At 73.0% G+C, this 16870-nt stretch carries 3 protein-coding genes; all 3 read left to right on the top strand.

The annotated features are described in order from the left end of the window. Positions 1 to 39 precede the first annotated feature (39 nt). Positions 40 to 4551: a type I polyketide synthase gene (locus AB0I54_RS46790; protein WP_363302511.1), complete on the top strand. Its 4512-nt coding sequence runs from the start codon at positions 40 to 42 to the stop codon at positions 4549 to 4551. Between the two features lie 65 nt (positions 4552 to 4616). After that, positions 4617 to 10169 (top strand): SDR family NAD(P)-dependent oxidoreductase, encoded by a 5553-nt coding sequence (locus tag AB0I54_RS46785; protein ID WP_363302512.1) that lies wholly within the window; start codon positions 4617 to 4619, stop codon positions 10167 to 10169. Positions 10170 to 10203: 34 nt separating this feature from the next. Continuing rightward, a partial coding sequence (locus AB0I54_RS46780) for a type I polyketide synthase (protein WP_363302510.1) occupies positions 10204 to 16870 on the top strand: 6667 nt, incomplete at its 3' end.

The following is a 16870-nucleotide window of genomic DNA, read 5'->3' as shown; positions in this document are numbered from 1 at the left end:
CGGCAGGCGCTGGCGTCCGCCGGGCTCACGCCGGCCGACGTGGACGCCGTCGAGGCCCACGGCACGGGGACGAAGCTGGGTGACCCGATCGAGGCGCAGGCGCTCCTCGCCACATACGGGCAGGAGCGGCCCGAAGGACAGCCCCTGTGGCTGGGCTCGCTGAAGTCCAACATCGGTCATACGCAGGCCGCCGCGGGTGTCGCCGGTGTGATCAAGATGGTCATGGCCATGCGCCACGGCGTGCTCCCGCGGACCCTGCACATCGACGAACCCACACCCCACGTGGACTGGTCGGCCGGCGACGTCCGGCTGCTGACGGGGGCCGTCGACTGGCCCGAGTCGGACCGCCCGCGCCGGGCCGCCGTGTCGTCCTTCGGCGTCAGCGGCACCAACGCCCACACCATCATCGAACAGGCCCCCGTGACCGAGGAACCGGCCCTGGCGCCCGACTCGGGCGCGGCCGTGCCGTGGGTCATCTCCGGCAGGACCGAAGCAGCGCTGCGGGCGCAGGCCGCCCGCCTCGCGTCCTTCCTGGACGACAACAGCGACGAACACAGCGACAAAGACAACGACAGCGCCGGCGAGGCGGTTGCGGCGGCCGACGCGGCGTATTCGCTGGCAACGACGAGGACAGCCTTCGAACACCGCGCCGTGGTGGTCGTCAAGACCCCCGAGGAACTCCGGCGGGCATTGGCCGGTGTCGCCGACGGCGCCACGCCGCCCAGCGTGGTGACCGGCACCGCACGCACGGGCGGCAAGACCGTCTTCGTCTTCCCCGGGCAGGGGTCGCAGTGGGTGGGCATGGCCGCCGAACTACTGGAGACCTCCCGGGTCTTCCGCGACCGCATCGACGCCTGCGAGCGCGCCCTCGCGCCGCACGTGGACTGGTCGCTGACCGCCGTGCTGCGCGGCACGTCCGACATCGAGCAGGACCGCGTCGACGTGCTGCAGCCCGTGCTGTGGGCGATGACGGTCGCCCTCGCCGAGGTGTGGCGCTCCTTCGGGGTGACCCCCGACGCGGTCGTCGGACACTCCCAGGGCGAGGTCTCCGCGGCGGTGATCGCCGGCGCGGTCTCCCTGGAGGACGGGGCGCGCATTGTGGTGCGGCGCAGCCTAGCGGTCCGCGAACTCCAGGGCCGCGGCGCCATGGCCTCGGTGACGCTCCCGGACGAGAAGGCGCGGGAACTGGTCGGCCGGTGGGCCGGCCGCCTCGGCGTCGCCGCCGTGAACGGGCCCGCCACCGTCGTGGTCTCCGGGGACACCGACGCCCTGGACGAACTCCTCGCGCACTGCAAACAGGAGGGCGTCCAGGCCCGCAAGGTCGCCGTGGACTACGCCGCGCACTCCCCGCAGATCGAACACGTCGAAGCACAGGCGAGTGAGGGGTTCGCCGGCATCAGCCCGCTCCCCGGCTCCGTGCCCTTCTACTCCACGGTGACGGGCGGCAAGCTGGACGCGGACGAACTCGGCTCCGGCTACTGGTACCGCAACATGCGGCAGACGGTGCGGTTCCACGACGCGATCCGGGCCGCTCTGGCCGACGGGCACGACGTGTTCGTCGAAGTCAGCCCGCACCCCGTGCAGTTGGCGGGCATCCAGGACGCCATCGAGGCCGCCGAGGCGGAGGCCGCGATCGTACCGACACTGCGCCGCGGCGACGGCGGACGGCACCGGATGATGCGGTCCCTGGCCCAGGCCCATGTGCACGGCGTCGCCATCGACTGGGACGCCGTCCTGCCGGGCGCTCGCCGTGTCGACCTCCCGACCTACGCGTTCCAGCACGAGCGGTACTGGCTGGAGGCGGGCGCCCCGGCCGGTGACGTACGAGCGGCCGGGCTGGACGCCGCCGACCACCCGTTCCTGGGAGCGGCGCTGGAGCTGCCGGACGCCGGCGGCCACCTGCTGACCGGGCTGCTGTCCCTGCAGGCCCAGCCCTGGCTGGTCGACCACGCGGTGCTGGGCACGGTGCTGCTGCCGGGCACGGGCTTCGTGGAACTGGCCGCCCACGCCGCGGCCGAGACCGGCTGCGATCTGGTCGAGGAACTCACCCTGCAAGCACCGTTGGTGCTGCCTGAGCACGGCGGCGTGGCGCTCCAGGTCCTCGTGGGCGCCCAGGACGACTCCGGCCGCCGCCCGCTGAGCGTGCACTCGCGAGCCGGGGACGGCCCCTGGATCCGTAACGCCACCGGCACCCTCGCCACCGGCAACACTTCCTCCGGCACCGACCTGAGCAACTGGCCCCCGGCCGACGCCCAGCCCGTGGACCTGGACGGCTTCTACGACCGCCTGGCCGACCTCGGCCTGAGCTACGGCCCGCTCTTCCAGGGGCTGCGTGCCGCCTGGCGCGGCCACGACGCGGTCTACGCCGAACTCGCCGTCACCGACGAGGCGCAGGCGGACGCGGACGCGTTCGGCGTGCACCCGGCCCTGCTCGACTCCGCGCTGCACGCGCTGGGTGCGGGCGGCCTCGTACCGGCGGCCTACGGGCCCCTGCTGCCGTTCGCGTGGTCCCGCGTCACGCTGCACGGAACCGGAGCGGCCGGCCTGCGGGTACGGCTCTCCCCGGTCGGCGGGGACACGGTACGGCTGGAGGCCGCCGACGGTACGGGCCGTCCCGTGGTGTCGGTGGAGTCGCTGACGCTGCGCCCGGTGTCGGCCGAGCAGCTGCGCACGAGCTCCCGGGACTCCCTGTTCACCGTGGACTGGGCGCCGCTCGCCGCGCCGGCCGACGCGCAGGCCCCGGTCGTACGGGCCTACGACGACATCGGCGCCCTCATGGTCGCCCCCGCGGCGGAGACCGGGGCGCAGGCGGACACGGACGCTGTCGTCGTCCCCTGCCCGGCCGGGTCGGGCACCGACGCCGAACGGCTCCGGGACGTCCTCGCCGAGGTGCTCCGGCTGGTCCAGTGGTGGCTGGCCGAGGACCGGGCCGCCCGCCTGGTGCTGCTGACCCGGGGCGCGGTCACCGCGGGCGACGACCCGGCACAGGGCGACCCGGCACAGGGCGACCCGGTGCAGGCGGCCGTGTGGGGCCTGGTCCGGTCGGCACAGTCGGAGAACCCGGACCGCATCATCCTCCTCGACACCGCAGAGAACGCCGACGGAGAGCAGGTCTCGGCGACCGCCGTCGCCCGGCTCCTCGCCTCCGAGGAGCCGCAGGCGGCACTGCGCGGCGACGCGCTCCTGCTGCCCCGGCTCGCCAGGGCCGCCACCGACACCCGGCAGGCCACACCGGACTTCGGGACCGGCACGGTGCTCCTGACCGGCGCGTCCGGCGCCCTGGGCGGACTCGTCGCCCGGCACCTGGTCGCCGAACACGGCGTACGCAGCCTGCTGTTGATGAGCCGACGCGGCGCGGACGCCGAGGGCGCGACGCAGCTCCAGGAGGAACTGACCGCTGCGGGCGCCGAAGTTGCCTGGGCTGCCTGCGACGTGGCCGACCGGGACGCCCTCGCCGGGGTGCTGTCCGGCACGCCGGTGACGGCCGTGGTGCACACGGCCGGCGTCCTCGACGACGGCGTGATCGGTTCGCTCACACCGGAGCGCCTGGAGACGGTGCTGCGCCCCAAGGCCGACGCGGTGCTGAACCTGCACGAACTGGCGGGCGACGTGTCGGCGTTCGTCCTCTTCTCCTCGCTCGCGGGTACGCTCGGCACCCCCGGCCAGGCCAACTACGCCGCGGCCAACGCCTTCCTGGACGCCTTCGCCGGGCGCCGACGGGCCCAGGGGCTGCCCGCGGTGTCGCTGCCGTGGGGCCTGTGGCAGCGCACCGGCACCATGACCGAGGACCTCGGCGGCGCCGACCGGACCCGACTCGCCCGCGGCGGCGTGCTGCCGCTGTCCGACGAGGACGGCCTGGAACTCCTCGACGCCGTGCTCGCGTTGCAGGAGCCCCTGGTGGTCGCGGCACGGCTGGACCTCGCCGCCCTGCGGAACGCGACCGCCCCGGTGCCGCCGCTGCTCAGGGCGCTCGTCGGCGGCCGGCCGCGGCGTACGGACCGGGCGGCTTCCGTATCGCTGGCGCAGCGGATCGCGGGCCTGCCCGAGAGCGAGCGCGAACAGGCCGTGCTGGACCTCGTCCGGTCCGAGGTCGCCGCCGTCCTCGGACACAGCTCGGCCAAGGCCGTCCAGCCCGACCAAGCCTTCGGCGACCTGGGCTTCGACTCGCTGACCGCGGTGGAACTCCGCAACCGGATGAACCGGGCCACCGGACTCCGGCTGCCCGCGACGCTCGTCTTCGACCACCCGACGCCCGCGGTGCTCGCGCAGCGGGTGCTGAAGGACCTCCCGGGTGGCACGGCCGGGACGGCGCCGGTCTTCGACGAGCTCGACCGCCTCGCGGCCGCCCTCGACGGCGCCGGAGCGGACGGCGTCGACAACGTCACCCGAACCAGGATCAACATGCGTCTCCAGGCGCTGCTCGCCCGCTGGAGCGGGACCGAGCCGGCCGATCCCGGAGGCGCCGGTGGAGCTGAGGACGAAGAGGACCTCAGCTCGGCGAGCGACGAAGAGCTGTACGAGCTCCTCGACGACGAACTCGGCATCTCCTGAACTGTGCAGGATCTCCTGAACTGCGCAGGCCAAAAGCAGGCCAAAAGGGACGGGCAGCACCGATGATGAACGAAGACAAGCTCCGGGACTACCTCAAGCGGGCCACCACCGATCTGCGCCAGGCCCGGCGGCGCGTGCGCGAGTTGGAGACCCGCGACCAGGAGCCGATCGCCATCGTGGGCATGAGCTGCCGGTTCCCCGGCGGCGTCGGCTCCCCCGAGGAGCTGTGGCGGCTGCTGGCCGAGGGCAAGGACGCCATCTCGCGGTTCCCCGAGGACCGCGGCTGGGACGTCGACGCGCTCTACGACCCCGATCCCGAGCGGCCCGGCAAGGTCTACACCCGACAGGGCGGTTTCCTCCGCGACGCGGCGGACTTCGACGCGGACTTCTTCGGGATCTCGCCGCGCGAGGCGCTGGCCATGGACCCGCAGCAGCGGCTGCTGCTGGAAACTGCCTGGGAGGCCTTCGAACACGCGGGCATCGATCCCGCCGGTCTCAAGGGCAGCCGCACCGGCGTGTACGCCGGCCTGATGTACCACGACTACGGCTTCACACCCGGCGTCCTGCCCGAAGGGGTCGAGGGGCTGATGAGCACCGGCAACTCCGGCAGCGTCGCCTCCGGGCGCATCGCCTACACCTTCGGCTTCGAGGGCCCCGCGGTCACCGTCGACACCGCCTGCTCGTCCTCGCTCGTCGCCCTGCACCTCGCCGTGCAGGCGCTGCGGGGCGGCGAGTGCTCCATGGCGCTCGCCGGCGGTGTGACGGTCATGGCGGGCCCGAGCGCCTTCGTCGAGTTCAGCCGCCAGCGCGGACTCGCCCCCGACGGCCGCTGCAAGTCCTTCGCGGCGGCGGCGGACGGCGCGTCCTGGTCCGAAGGCGCCGGCCTGCTGCTCGTGGAGCGGCTGCGGGACGCCCGCCGGCTCGGCCACAAGGTGCTCGCTGTCGTCCGGAGCAGCGCCGTCAACCAGGACGGCGCGTCCAACGGCCTGACCGCGCCGAACGGCCCCGCGCAGCAGCGCGTGATCCTCGAAGCGCTGGCCGGCGCCCGGCTGTCCGCCGAGGAGGTCGACGCCGTCGAAGCACACGGCACGGGCACCAACCTCGGCGACCCGATCGAGGCGCAGGCGCTGCTGGAGACCTATGGACAAGAGCGCGAACGGCCGCTCCTGCTCGGCTCGTTGAAGTCCAACATCGGCCACACGCAGGCCGCGGCGGGCGTCGCCGGCGTGATGAAGATGGTGCTGGCGATGCGGCACGGCGTGCTGCCGAAGACGCTCCACGTCGACCGGCCGACGCCGCAGGTCGACTGGTCGGCCGGCTCCGTCGAGCTGCTCACCGAGGCGACCGCGTGGCCGGAGACGGACCACCCTCGCCGGGCCGGAATCTCGTCGTTCGGGATCAGCGGCACCAATGCGCACATCATCCTCGAGCAGGCGCCCGAACCGGAGTCGGAGGGCCAGGCCGAGGACACGATTGACGGTGAGGGCCAGGAGCTGATGCGGGCCCGGACCACCGTGGTGCCGTGGGTACTCTCCGCGAAGACCGGGCAGGCGCTGCGGGACCAGGCACGACGACTGCTGTCGTCCGTGGACCTCGCGGCCGCGTCACCGGCCGACGTGGGGTTCTCGCTGGCGGCCACCCGCTCGGCGCTGGAGCACCGGGCGGCGGTCGTCGGCGCCGACGGGGAGGAGCTGCGCGCAGGCCTGACCGCTCTCGCGGCGGGTGAGCCCGCGGCACAGGTGGTGACGGGCCGCGCCGAGGCCGACCGGGGAAGGGTCGGGTTCCTGTTCTCGGGTCAGGGCTCCCAGCGGCGGTGGATGGGGCGCGAGCTGTACACGGCGTACCCGGTGTTCGCCGCGGCGTACGACGAGGTGTGCGCGCTGTTGGACGCCGAGGTCGACGTCGACACGGAGACGCTTCATCAGACGGGGGCGACGCAGCCTGCGTTGTTCGCCGTTGAGGTGGCTCTGTTCCGGCTGCTGGAGTCGTGGGGCATCCGGCCGGACTACGTGGCCGGTCACTCGGTTGGCGAGATCGCGGCCGCGCATGTGGCCGGGGTCCTCTCGCTCGACGATGCGGCGAAGTTGGTGTCGGCGCGTGCCGCGTTGATGCAGGCACTGCCTGCGGGCGGCGCGATGGTGGCAGTCCACGCGACCGAGGACGAGGTGCTGCCGTACCTGACCGACGGTGTCGGTATCGCTGCGGTCAACGGTCCGCAGTCCGTCGTGGTCTCCGGAGCCGAGGATGCCGTGCTGGAGATAGCCGAGGCCTTCGCCCAACAACGCCGCAGAACCTACCGGTTGAAGGTCAGCCACGCGTTCCATTCGCCGTTGATGGATCCGATGCTGGCGGAGTTCGCGGAGGTCGTTCGCGGTCTGGACTTCAACGAGCCGCGCATCCCGGTGGTCTCCAACCTCACCGGCCGCCTGGCCGAGCCGTACACCCCCGAGTACTGGATCCGGCACGTCCGCGAAGCGGTCCGCTTCGCCGACGGCATCGAGACCCTGCACGACCTGGGTGTGACCACGTTCGCGGAGATCGGCCCCGGTGGCGTGCTGAGCGCCCTCGCCCAAGGCTGCCTCGACGACGACGCGGACATCGTCACCGTTCCCACCCTGCCTACCGACCGCCCCGAACCCCAGGCGCTCACGCTCGCCCTCGGGCAGTTGCACGCGCTCGGTGTCTCCCCGGACTGGCAGGTGCTGTTCCCTTACACCCAGCGTGTCGACCTGCCCACGTACGCCTTCCAGCGCGAGCGCTACTGGCTCGAGGGCGCGGCCGTGCTCGATGTCTCCTCGGCGGGTCTGGACTCCTCCGGCCACGCCCTGCTCGGCGCGGTGGTGGAGACCGCCGGGGCGCAGGACGTGCTGTTCACCGGCCGGCTGTCCCCGGCCGACCCGCCCTGGATCGCGGAACACACGGTCGGCGGAGTGCCGGTGCTCCCGGTCGCCGCGTTCGTGGAACTCGCCCTGTCCGCGGGACGGCAGGCCGGGTTCCCACACCTGGAACAGCTGGACGTGGACACCCCGCTGGTTCTGGCCGAACAGGGCGCGGTCCGCATCCAGGTGCAGGTCGGTGCGGGCGACGACCCCGACCGGCGCTCGGTGCGCGTCTTCAGCCGGCCCGCCGCGGGCGGTGCCGGCGAGCCGTGGGTCTGCCACGTCACCGGAGAACTCACCCGCAGCGCTCCGGCGCCGGAGTTCGACACGATGACTTGGCCGCCGACGGGTGCCGAACCCGTGGACGTCGAGGGCCGTCCGGGCCTGCGCGCCGCCTGGCGCGCCGGGGACGAGCTGTACGCCGAGGCCGCACTGCCTGTCACGGAGCTGAACCGGGCGGACCACTACGCCCTGCACCCCGTACTGCTGGACGCCGCCCTCGGCATGCTGGCGTCCGACCGCGCCAAGGACCCCGGCGAGGTGCTCATGCCCCACGCCTGGAGCGGCATGTCCGTGCACACTCCGGGACTCGGAGCCGTACGCATACGCATCCGGCCCGCCGGCGATGACGCGGTGGCGATCGAACTGTCCGACGCCGACGGCTCTCCCGTCGCCTCGGTCGCGTCCGTCCGGACGCGGACCATGTCCCCGCAGCACGTGCTGGCCTCGCGCGTGGCGCACCAGGACTGGATGTTCGAGGTCGACTGGGTCGAGCACACCACGGCTTCCGCTCCGGCCACCGCTCCCGAAGCCGGGTGGGCGGTCCTCGGCAACGAGGGTTCCCACTCCGACATCGACGCGCTCCGCAAGGCAGTCGACGACGGCGCGGCCACGCCGGCCCAAGTCCTCCTGCGCTGCACCCCGAGCGAGGGCGATGCCGCCGCGGCGACGCGCGAGCTGCTCGCCGATGTGCTGTCGGCCGTCCAGGAATGGGTCGCCGACGAGCGGTTCTCCGACACACGGCTCGTGGTGATGACGCGCGGAGCCGTCGAACTGGCCGGCACAGCTGTGGACCTCGCGCACGTCGCGGTCTCCGGACTGGTGAAGTCGGCCCAGAGCGAGCACCCGGACCGGCTTCTCCTCGTCGACGCGGACGACTCGGTCACCAACAGCGGAATCGACACCAAGGGCGGAATCGACACCAACAGCGGTATCGACACGAGCTCCGGCATCGACCCGGCGCTGGCCGCGTCGCTCGCCGCTCTGGACGAGCCGCAGGCCGTGGTGCGCGACGGAAAGCTGTACGTGCCGCGCCTCGCCCGGATCACCCCGCCCGAGGAGCCCACCGGACAAGCGTGGGACCCCGAGGGGACCGTGCTGCTCACCGGCGCGACCGGTGGCCTCGGACGGTCACTCGCTCGGCACCTCGTCGCCGAACGCGGCGCACGGAGGCTGCTGCTGGCCAGTCGCCGCGGCCCCGCGGCCGAAGGCATCGGCGAACTCGTCGCCGCCCTCTCCGAGCTGGGCGCGCACGTAGACGTGGCCGCCTGTGACATCGCGGACCGGGACGCCCTCGCGGAACTACTGGCCTCGGTCCCGGCCGAACATCCGCTCGTGGCGGTGGTGCACGCGGCGGCGGCCCTGGACGACGGCGTGGTCACCGCCCTGACCCCGGAGCGCCTGGACACCGTGCTGCGGCCGAAGGCCGACGGGGCGTTGCACCTGCACGAACTGACCCGGGACCTGGACCTCTCCTCGTTCGTGCTGTTCTCCTCCCTGGCCGGAGTTCTGGGCAGCGCCGGAGCGGCGAGTTACGCCGCCGCGAACGCCTTCCTGGACGGGCTGGCGCGGCAGCGCCGGGCCGCGGGCCTGCCCGGCACCTCGCTGGCGTGGGGCCTGTGGACGGACAACGGCGGCATGGGCGACCGGATCACGGACGCCGACCGCAACCGGATGGGGCGGGCCGGAGTCGTGCCGTTCACCCCGGCGGAGGGGCTGGCCCTGTTCGATGCCGCCCTGACCGTGGACCGGCCGGTGATCGTGCCGGTCCGGCTGGACGTTCCAGGACTGCGCGCCATGGCCCGCGCCGGCATGCTGCCCGTCGTCCTCCGCGGCCTCGTGGGCGACACAGGCGCCGCGTCCGGCGAGGCCGCGGCCGCAGGGACCCCCGCCCCCGCCCTGGCCCGCCGCCTCGCCGGGATGCCGGAGGCCGACCAGGAGAAGGTCCTGCTGGACCTGGTGCGTCATCAGGCGGCAGCCGCCCTCGGCCACGCCACCGCTGCCCGCATCGAGCCCACCACGGCCTTCCGGGACATCGGCTTCGACTCCCTGACCGCCGTGGAGCTGCGCAACCGGCTCAAGGCCGCGACCGGCCTCCGGCTCAAACCCACCCTGGTCTTCGACCACCCCAGCCCCGTCGCCATCGCCCGGCTCCTGCACAAGGACCTGGTGCTCGACCTCACCGCCGAAGCCTCGCCCGTGCTCGGCGAACTGGACCGGCTGGAGGCGCAGCTCGCCGCGCTCACCCCGCAGGACGCGGTGCGGGACAAGGTCACCGCCCGGCTCAAGGCACTGCTGTGGAAGTGGACCGACACCCACCAGGACGCCGCGGCGAACACCGCCGACGCCGGCCCCGGCACCGACCGCGACTTCGACCAGGACCTCGATCTCGACCGGATCGACGCCGCCACAGACGACGAGATGTTCGACCTCATCGACCAAGAGCTCGGGTCTCACTGACTCATCTCACGCACTGCTACCGAGGACGTAAAACATGTCGAACGACGACAAGCTCAGGGACTACCTCAAGCGCGTGACGGTGGACCTGCGCCAGACCCGCAGGCAGCTGGGCGAGCTGGAGGCGAAGGACACCGAGCCCATCGCCATCGTCGGGATGGCCTGCCGCTACCCGGGTGGGGTCGGCTCGCCCGAGGACCTGTGGCGACTGGTCGCCTCGGGCGGCGACGGCGTGTCCGAGTTCCCCACCGACCGCGGCTGGGACCTGGACACGATCTACGACCCCGAGCCCGGGCGGACGGGCCGCACCTACGTGCGCGAGGGCGGCTTCCTCTACGACGCAGGCGAGTTCGACCCCGCGTTCTTCGGGATCTCGCCGCGCGAGGCCCTGGTCATGGACCCACAGCAGCGGCTGCTCCTGCAGACCTCCTGGGAGGCCCTCGAACGCGCGGGCATCGACCCCGCCACCGCACGCGGCACCCGGGCCGGCGTGTTCGTCGGCACCAACGGCCAGGACCATGCCTACCTCCAGCGGCAGGGCGACAGCGACATCGAGGCCCACCTCGTCACCGCGAACACCGCCGCCGTGGTGTCCGGCCGCATCTCCTACGCCCTCGGCCTCGAAGGCCCGGCGGTCACCGTCGACACGGCCTGCTCGTCCTCGCTGGTGGCCCTCCATCTGGCCGCCCAGGCGCTGCGCCGCGGCGAGTGCTCGCTCGCCCTGGCCGGCGGCGTGACCGTGATGGCCACTCCAAACACCTTCATCGCGTTCAGTGCGCAGCGCGGCCTGTCGCCCGACGGCCGCTGCCGCGCGTTCTCCTCGACCGCCGACGGCACGGGCATGTCCGAAGGCGTCGGCCTGCTCCTGCTGGAGCGGCTGTCCGACGCCCGCCGGCTCGGCCACGACGTGCTGGCCGTCATCCGCGGCAGCGCCGTCAACCAGGACGGCGCCTCCAACGGCCTCACGGCCCCGAACGGCCCGTCGCAGGAGCGCGTGATCCGGCAGGCGCTGGAGTACGCACGCCTGACCGCCTCCCAGGTCGACGCGGTCGAGGCGCACGGCACGGCCACCACCCTCGGCGACCCCATCGAGGCGGAGGCGCTGCTCGCCACGTACGGCCAGGAGCACTCCGACGACCGGCCGCTGTGGCTGGGATCCATCAAGTCCAACATCGGTCACACGCAGGCGGCTTCCGGCGTCGCCGGCGTGATCAAGATGGTGATGGCCATCCGCAACGGCATCCTGCCGCAGACGCTGCACGTCGACGAGCCGACCGCTCAGGTCGACTGGTCGGCAGGCGGCGTCAAGCTCCTGACCGAGGCCGTCCAGTGGCCCGACTCCGACCACCTCCGCCGCGCCGCCGTCTCGTCCTTCGGCGTCAGCGGCACCAACGCGCACGTCATCGTCGAGCAGGCCGCGACACGTGAAGAGCCCCCCCGCGAGACGGCCGTTGCGGGACCCGTCCCCTGGGTGCTCTCGGCGAAGAGCGACGCGGCGCTGCGCGCCCAGGCGGAGCGCCTGCTCTCGTTCCTGGAGGACGGCCGGAGCGACGTGAGCGGCCCCGGCCGCTCACCGGCCGACATCGGCTTCTCCCTCGCCACGACACGCACCGCCTGGGACCGCCGGGCGGCCGTCGTCGGCGAGAGCCTGGAGGAACTCACCGAAGGCATACGGGCACTGGCGTCCGGCACCCCGTCCGCGGCGGTCGTCCCCAACGCGGCCCGCCTCGGCGACAAGACCGGGTTCCTGTTCTCCGGCCAGGGCTCGCAACGGGCCGGCATGGGCCGCGAACTCTACGACGCCTTCCCGGCGTTCGCCGCGGCCTACGACGAGATCCGCGCCCACCTCGATGTCACCCTCGACGCGGATGCGGAGCAGCTCGACCAGACCGGTTGCACCCAGCCGGCGTTGTTCGCCGTTGAGGTGGCGCTGTTCCGGCTACTGGAGTCGTGGGGTATCCGGCCGGATTACATGGCTGGTCACTCGGTGGGTGAGGTCGCGGCCGCGCATGTGGCGGGTGTGTTGTCGCTCGATGATGCGGCGAAGTTGGTGTCGGCGCGCGCTGCGTTGATGCAGGCGCTGCCTGCCGGCGGGGCGATGGTCGCCGTACAGGCCACCGAGGACGAGGTGCTGCCGCACCTGAGCGGCGAGGTCGGGATTGCGGCGATCAACGGCCCACAGTCGGTTGTGGTTTCCGGCGCTGAGGAGGTGGTCACCGCCATCGGTGAGATCTTCGCCGGTCAAGGTCGTAAGACGTCCCGTCTGAAGGTCAGTCACGCGTTCCATTCGCCGTTGATGGAGCCGATGCTGGAGGAGTTTGCGCAGGTCGTTCGAGGTCTGTCCTTCAACGAGCCGCGGATCCCGGTGGTCTCCAACCTCACGGGTGAGCTGGCTGAGTCCTACACCCCCGAGTACTGGGTCCGGCATGTCCGAGAGGCGGTCCGGTTCGCCGATGGCGTACGGACTTTGCACGAGCTGGGTGTGACCACGTTCGTGGAGATCGGTCCCGGCGGGGTCCTCAGCGGCATGGCGCAGGGCTGTGCGGACGACATCGTCACCATCCCCGTACTGCGAGCCGACCGCCCCGAGCAGCAGGCCGTCGTCACCGCGCTCGCCGAACTGTACATAAACGGCGTTTCCCCGGACTGGCGGGCTCTGTTCCCTGGTGCCCGCCGCGTAGACCTGCCCACCTACGCCTTCCAGCAGCAGCGCTACTGGCTGGAGGCCCCCGAGGCCGAGACGGCCGCCGTGGACGCGGTCGACGCCGAGTTCTGGGCGAGCGTCGAGCGCGAGGACGCCCAGTCACTCGCCGCCACGCTGGGGCTGAGCCTCGAAGAACTGGACGTCGTGGTGCCGAAGTTGTCCGCCTGGCGGCGTCGACGGCGCGAGCAGTCCGTCGTGGACGGCTGGCGTTACCAGCTGGCCTGGCAGCCGCTGAACGGCCTGTCAGCAGGCGACCTCTCGGGCAGCACATGGCTGTTCGCCGCGCCCGAGGGCGACGAGTGGGCTGGGACCGTCCGCGCGGCCCTCGCCGGCCGCGGCGCGCACCTGATCCCGTTGACGGTCGGCGCCGACGCCGACCGTGCGTCCCTGACCGGGGAGCTGACCCGGGCCGTAGCCGAAGCCGGATCGTTCGACGGCGTCCTGTCGGTGCTCGCGACCGACGAGACCGCCTCGCCCGAGCACCCCGCGCTCTCCCAGGGCCTCGCGCAGACCGTGGCCCTGGCCCAGGCGCTGGGCGACGCGAGCGTCGACGCGCCGCTGTGGTGCGCCACCCGCGGCGCCGCCGCCACCGGCCGCTCCGACGACGCACCGCTCAGCGCGGTGCAGAACCAGGTGTGGGGTCTCGGCCGCGCCCTGGCCCTGGAGCACGCCCGGCGCTGGGGCGGCCTGCTCGACCTGCCCGCGGCCGTCGACGAGCGCGCCGCCGGCCGTATCGCCGCCGTTCTGAGCCAGGGAGCCGGCGCCGCGGATGCCCGGGAGGACCAGGTCGCCGTCCGCGCCTCCGGCGTGTTCACCGCGCGGCTCGCCCACGCCCGAAGCGGCGCCGGCCGGCCGTGGTCTCCGCGCGGCACGGTGCTGATCACTGGTGGTACGGGTGCGTTGGGCGGGCACGTCGCCCGCTGGCTCGCCGGTGCGGGCGCGGAGCACCTGGTGCTCACCAGCCGCCGCGGCGCCGACGCGCCCGGCGCGACCGCGCTCAAGGCCGAACTGGAGGAGCTGGGAGCACGCGTCACCCTCGCCGTGTGCGACGTCGCCGACCGCGACGCGGTGGCGGCGCTGCTCGCCGAGCACACCTTCACCTCCGTCTTCCACGCCGCGGGCGTGGAACAGTTCGCCCCCTTCGACGAGCTGACGCCGACCGACTTCGCCCACACGGTGGCGGCGAAGGCCCACGGTGCCGCACACCTGGACGAACTGCTCGGCGACCGCGAGCTGGACGCCTTCGTCCTCTTCTCCTCGATCGCCGGCGTGTGGGGCAGCGGACTGCAGACCGCTTACGCGGCCGGCAATGCCTTCCTCGACGGGCTCGCCGCCCGGCGGAGGGCCCGGGGCCTGACCGCCACCGCGATCGCCTGGGGCCCCTGGGCCGACGGCGGCATGGTCACCGACGCCGACGAGGAGCACCTGCGTCGCCGTGGCGTCGTCACCCTGCCCGCCGCACTCGCCGTGACGGCGCTCCAGCGCGCCCTTGACTGTGACGACACCGCGGTCGTCGTGGCCGACGTCGACTGGGAACGGTTCATCGGACCGTTCACCCTCGGCCGCCCGAGCGCCCTGCTGTCCGAGTTGCCCGAGGTGCGCCGCGCCGACACCGCCGCACCGGGCGACGCCGCCACCGGCGCCGCGCCCCTGGTGGCCCGGCTCGCGGGACTGCCGGAGGCCGAGCGCACTCAGACCCTGATCGATCTGGTCCGCGCGCACGTCGCGGCGGTCCTGGGTCACTCCTCGGCTGCGGAAGTCGAGCCCGACCGGGCCTTCAAGGACCTCGGCTTCGACTCCCTGACCGCCGTCGAACTCCGCAACAAGGTCAACACGGCGACCGGCCTCACGCTGCCGCCCACGCTGGTCTTCGACTACCCCAACGCCACGGCGCTCGCCCGCTTCCTGCAGAGCGAGCTGCTCGGATCGCAGGCCACCGCGTCGCAGGATCGGCACGCGGCCGCCGCAGACGACGAGCCCATCGCCATCGTGGCGATGAGCTGCCACCTGCCCGGCGGCGTCGACTCGCCCGAGGCGCTGTGGGACCTGGTGACATCCGGTGGCGACGCCATATCCGAGTTCCCGTCGAACCGCGGCTGGGACGTCGAGGCCCTCTACGACCCCGACCGCGATCGCCCCGGCAAGACGTACGCGCGCGACGGCGGATTCCTCTACGGTGCCACCGACTTCGACGCTGGCTTCTTCGGGATCTCGCCGCGCGAGGCCCTGGCGATGGACCCGCAGCAGCGCCTCCTGCTGGAGACCTCGTGGGAGGCCTTCGAGAGGGTTGGGATCGCGCCCGTGCAGCTGCGCGGCAGCCGGACCGGCGTCTTCGTCGGCATGGCCTACCAGGGCTACGGAGCCGACGTGCGCCGTACGCCGGAAGGCGTCGAAGGACACCGGCTCGTCGGCGGCGCGTCCAGCGTCGTTTCCGGCCGGGTGGCCTACACCTTCGGCCTTGAAGGCCCCGCCGTCACGATCGACACGGCCTGCTCGTCGTCCCTGGTCGCCCTGCACCTGGCCATGCAGTCGTTGCGCAACGGCGAGTGCACGATGGCCCTGGCCGGCGGCGTCACCGTCATGGCGAGCCCGAACGTCTTCGTGGAGTTCAGCCGTCAGCGCGGCCTGTCGCCCGACGGCCACTGCAGGGCGTTCGGCGCGGACGCGGACGGCACCGGCTGGTCCGAGGGCGTGGGCGTGGTGCTCGTGGAGCGGCTGTCCGACGCCGTGCGCAACGGCCACGAGGTCCTGGCGGTGGTGCGCGGGAGCGCCGTGAACCAGGACGGTGCGTCCAACGGCCTGACCGCGCCGAACGGTCCGGCGCAGCAGAGGGTGATCCGTCAGGCGCTGGCCTCGGCCGGACTCGCTCCGGGCGACGTGGACGCCGTAGAGGCGCACGGTACGGGCACGACGCTGGGCGACCCGATCGAGGCGCAGGCGCTCCTCGCCACGTACGGCCAGGAGCGGCCGGAGAACCGGCCGCTGTGGCTTGGCTCGCTGAAGTCCAACATCGGCCACACGCAGGCCGCGGCAGGCGTGGCAGGTGTGATCAAGATGGTGATGGCGATGCGCCACGGCGTCTTGCCGCGGACGCTGCACGCCGATGAGCCGACGCCCCACGTGGACTGGTCGGCCGGTGACGTCCGCCTGTTGACCGAGGCCGTGGAGTGGCCGGAGACGGACCGCCCGCGCCGTGCCGCCGTGTCGTCCTTCGGTGTCAGCGGCACCAACGCCCACACCATCATCGAGCAGGCTCCCGCCACGGCGGAACTGCCCCCCACGCCCGACTCCGGCGCGCTCGTGCCGTGGGTCCTGTCGGGCAAGGGCGAGTCGGCGCTGCGTGCCCAGGCGTCCCGGCTGGCCGGCCACCTCGACGCGCAGGACAGCTGGACGGCTTCCGATATCGGCCTCTCCCTGGCCTCCCGAGAGACGTTCGAGGACCGCGCGGTGCTCCTGGCACAGGGCCCGGACGAGCTCCGGCAAGCCCTCACCGCCCTCGCCGTCGGCGAACCGCCGGCGAACGTGACGCTGGGACGCGCCCGCTCCGAGGGCAAGGTCGGGTTCCTGTTCTCGGGTCAGGGTTCGCAGCGGATCGGTATGGGGCGTGAGTTGTATGAGGCGTTCCCTGTGTTCGCCGATGCGTACGACGAGGTGTGTGCGCGTCTGGAGGTGGCGGTGGATGTCGATGCCGAGGCGCTGCATGCGACCGGGTGCGCCCAGCCTGCGTTGTTCGCGGTCGAGGTGGCGTTGTTCCGGCTGCTGGAGTCGTGGGGGGTTCGGCCGGATTTTGTGGCTGGTCACTCGGTGGGTGAGATCGCGGCGGCGCATGTGGCCGGGGTGCTGTCGCTGGACGACGCGGTGAGGCTGGTGTCGGCGCGTGCCGCGCTGATGCAGGCGCTGCCCGCCGGCGGCGCCATGGTTGCCGTACAGGCCACCGAGGAGGAGGTGCTGCCGCATCTGACCGATGAGGTCGGTATCGCGGCGGTCAACGCGCCGCGGT

Origin of the sequence: Streptomyces sp. NPDC050625, assembly GCF_040654755.1 — a bacterium.
Classification (GTDB): Bacteria; Actinomycetota; Actinomycetes; order Streptomycetales; family Streptomycetaceae; genus Streptomyces.
This window is presented reverse-complemented; position numbering and strand designations above follow the sequence as displayed.

Excerpts from the sequence above, each read along its gene's own strand:
- AB0I54_RS46785 (WP_363302512.1), top strand. The coding sequence starts at position 4,617 with ATGAACGAAGACAAGCTCCGGGACTACCTCAAGCGGGCCACCACCGAT.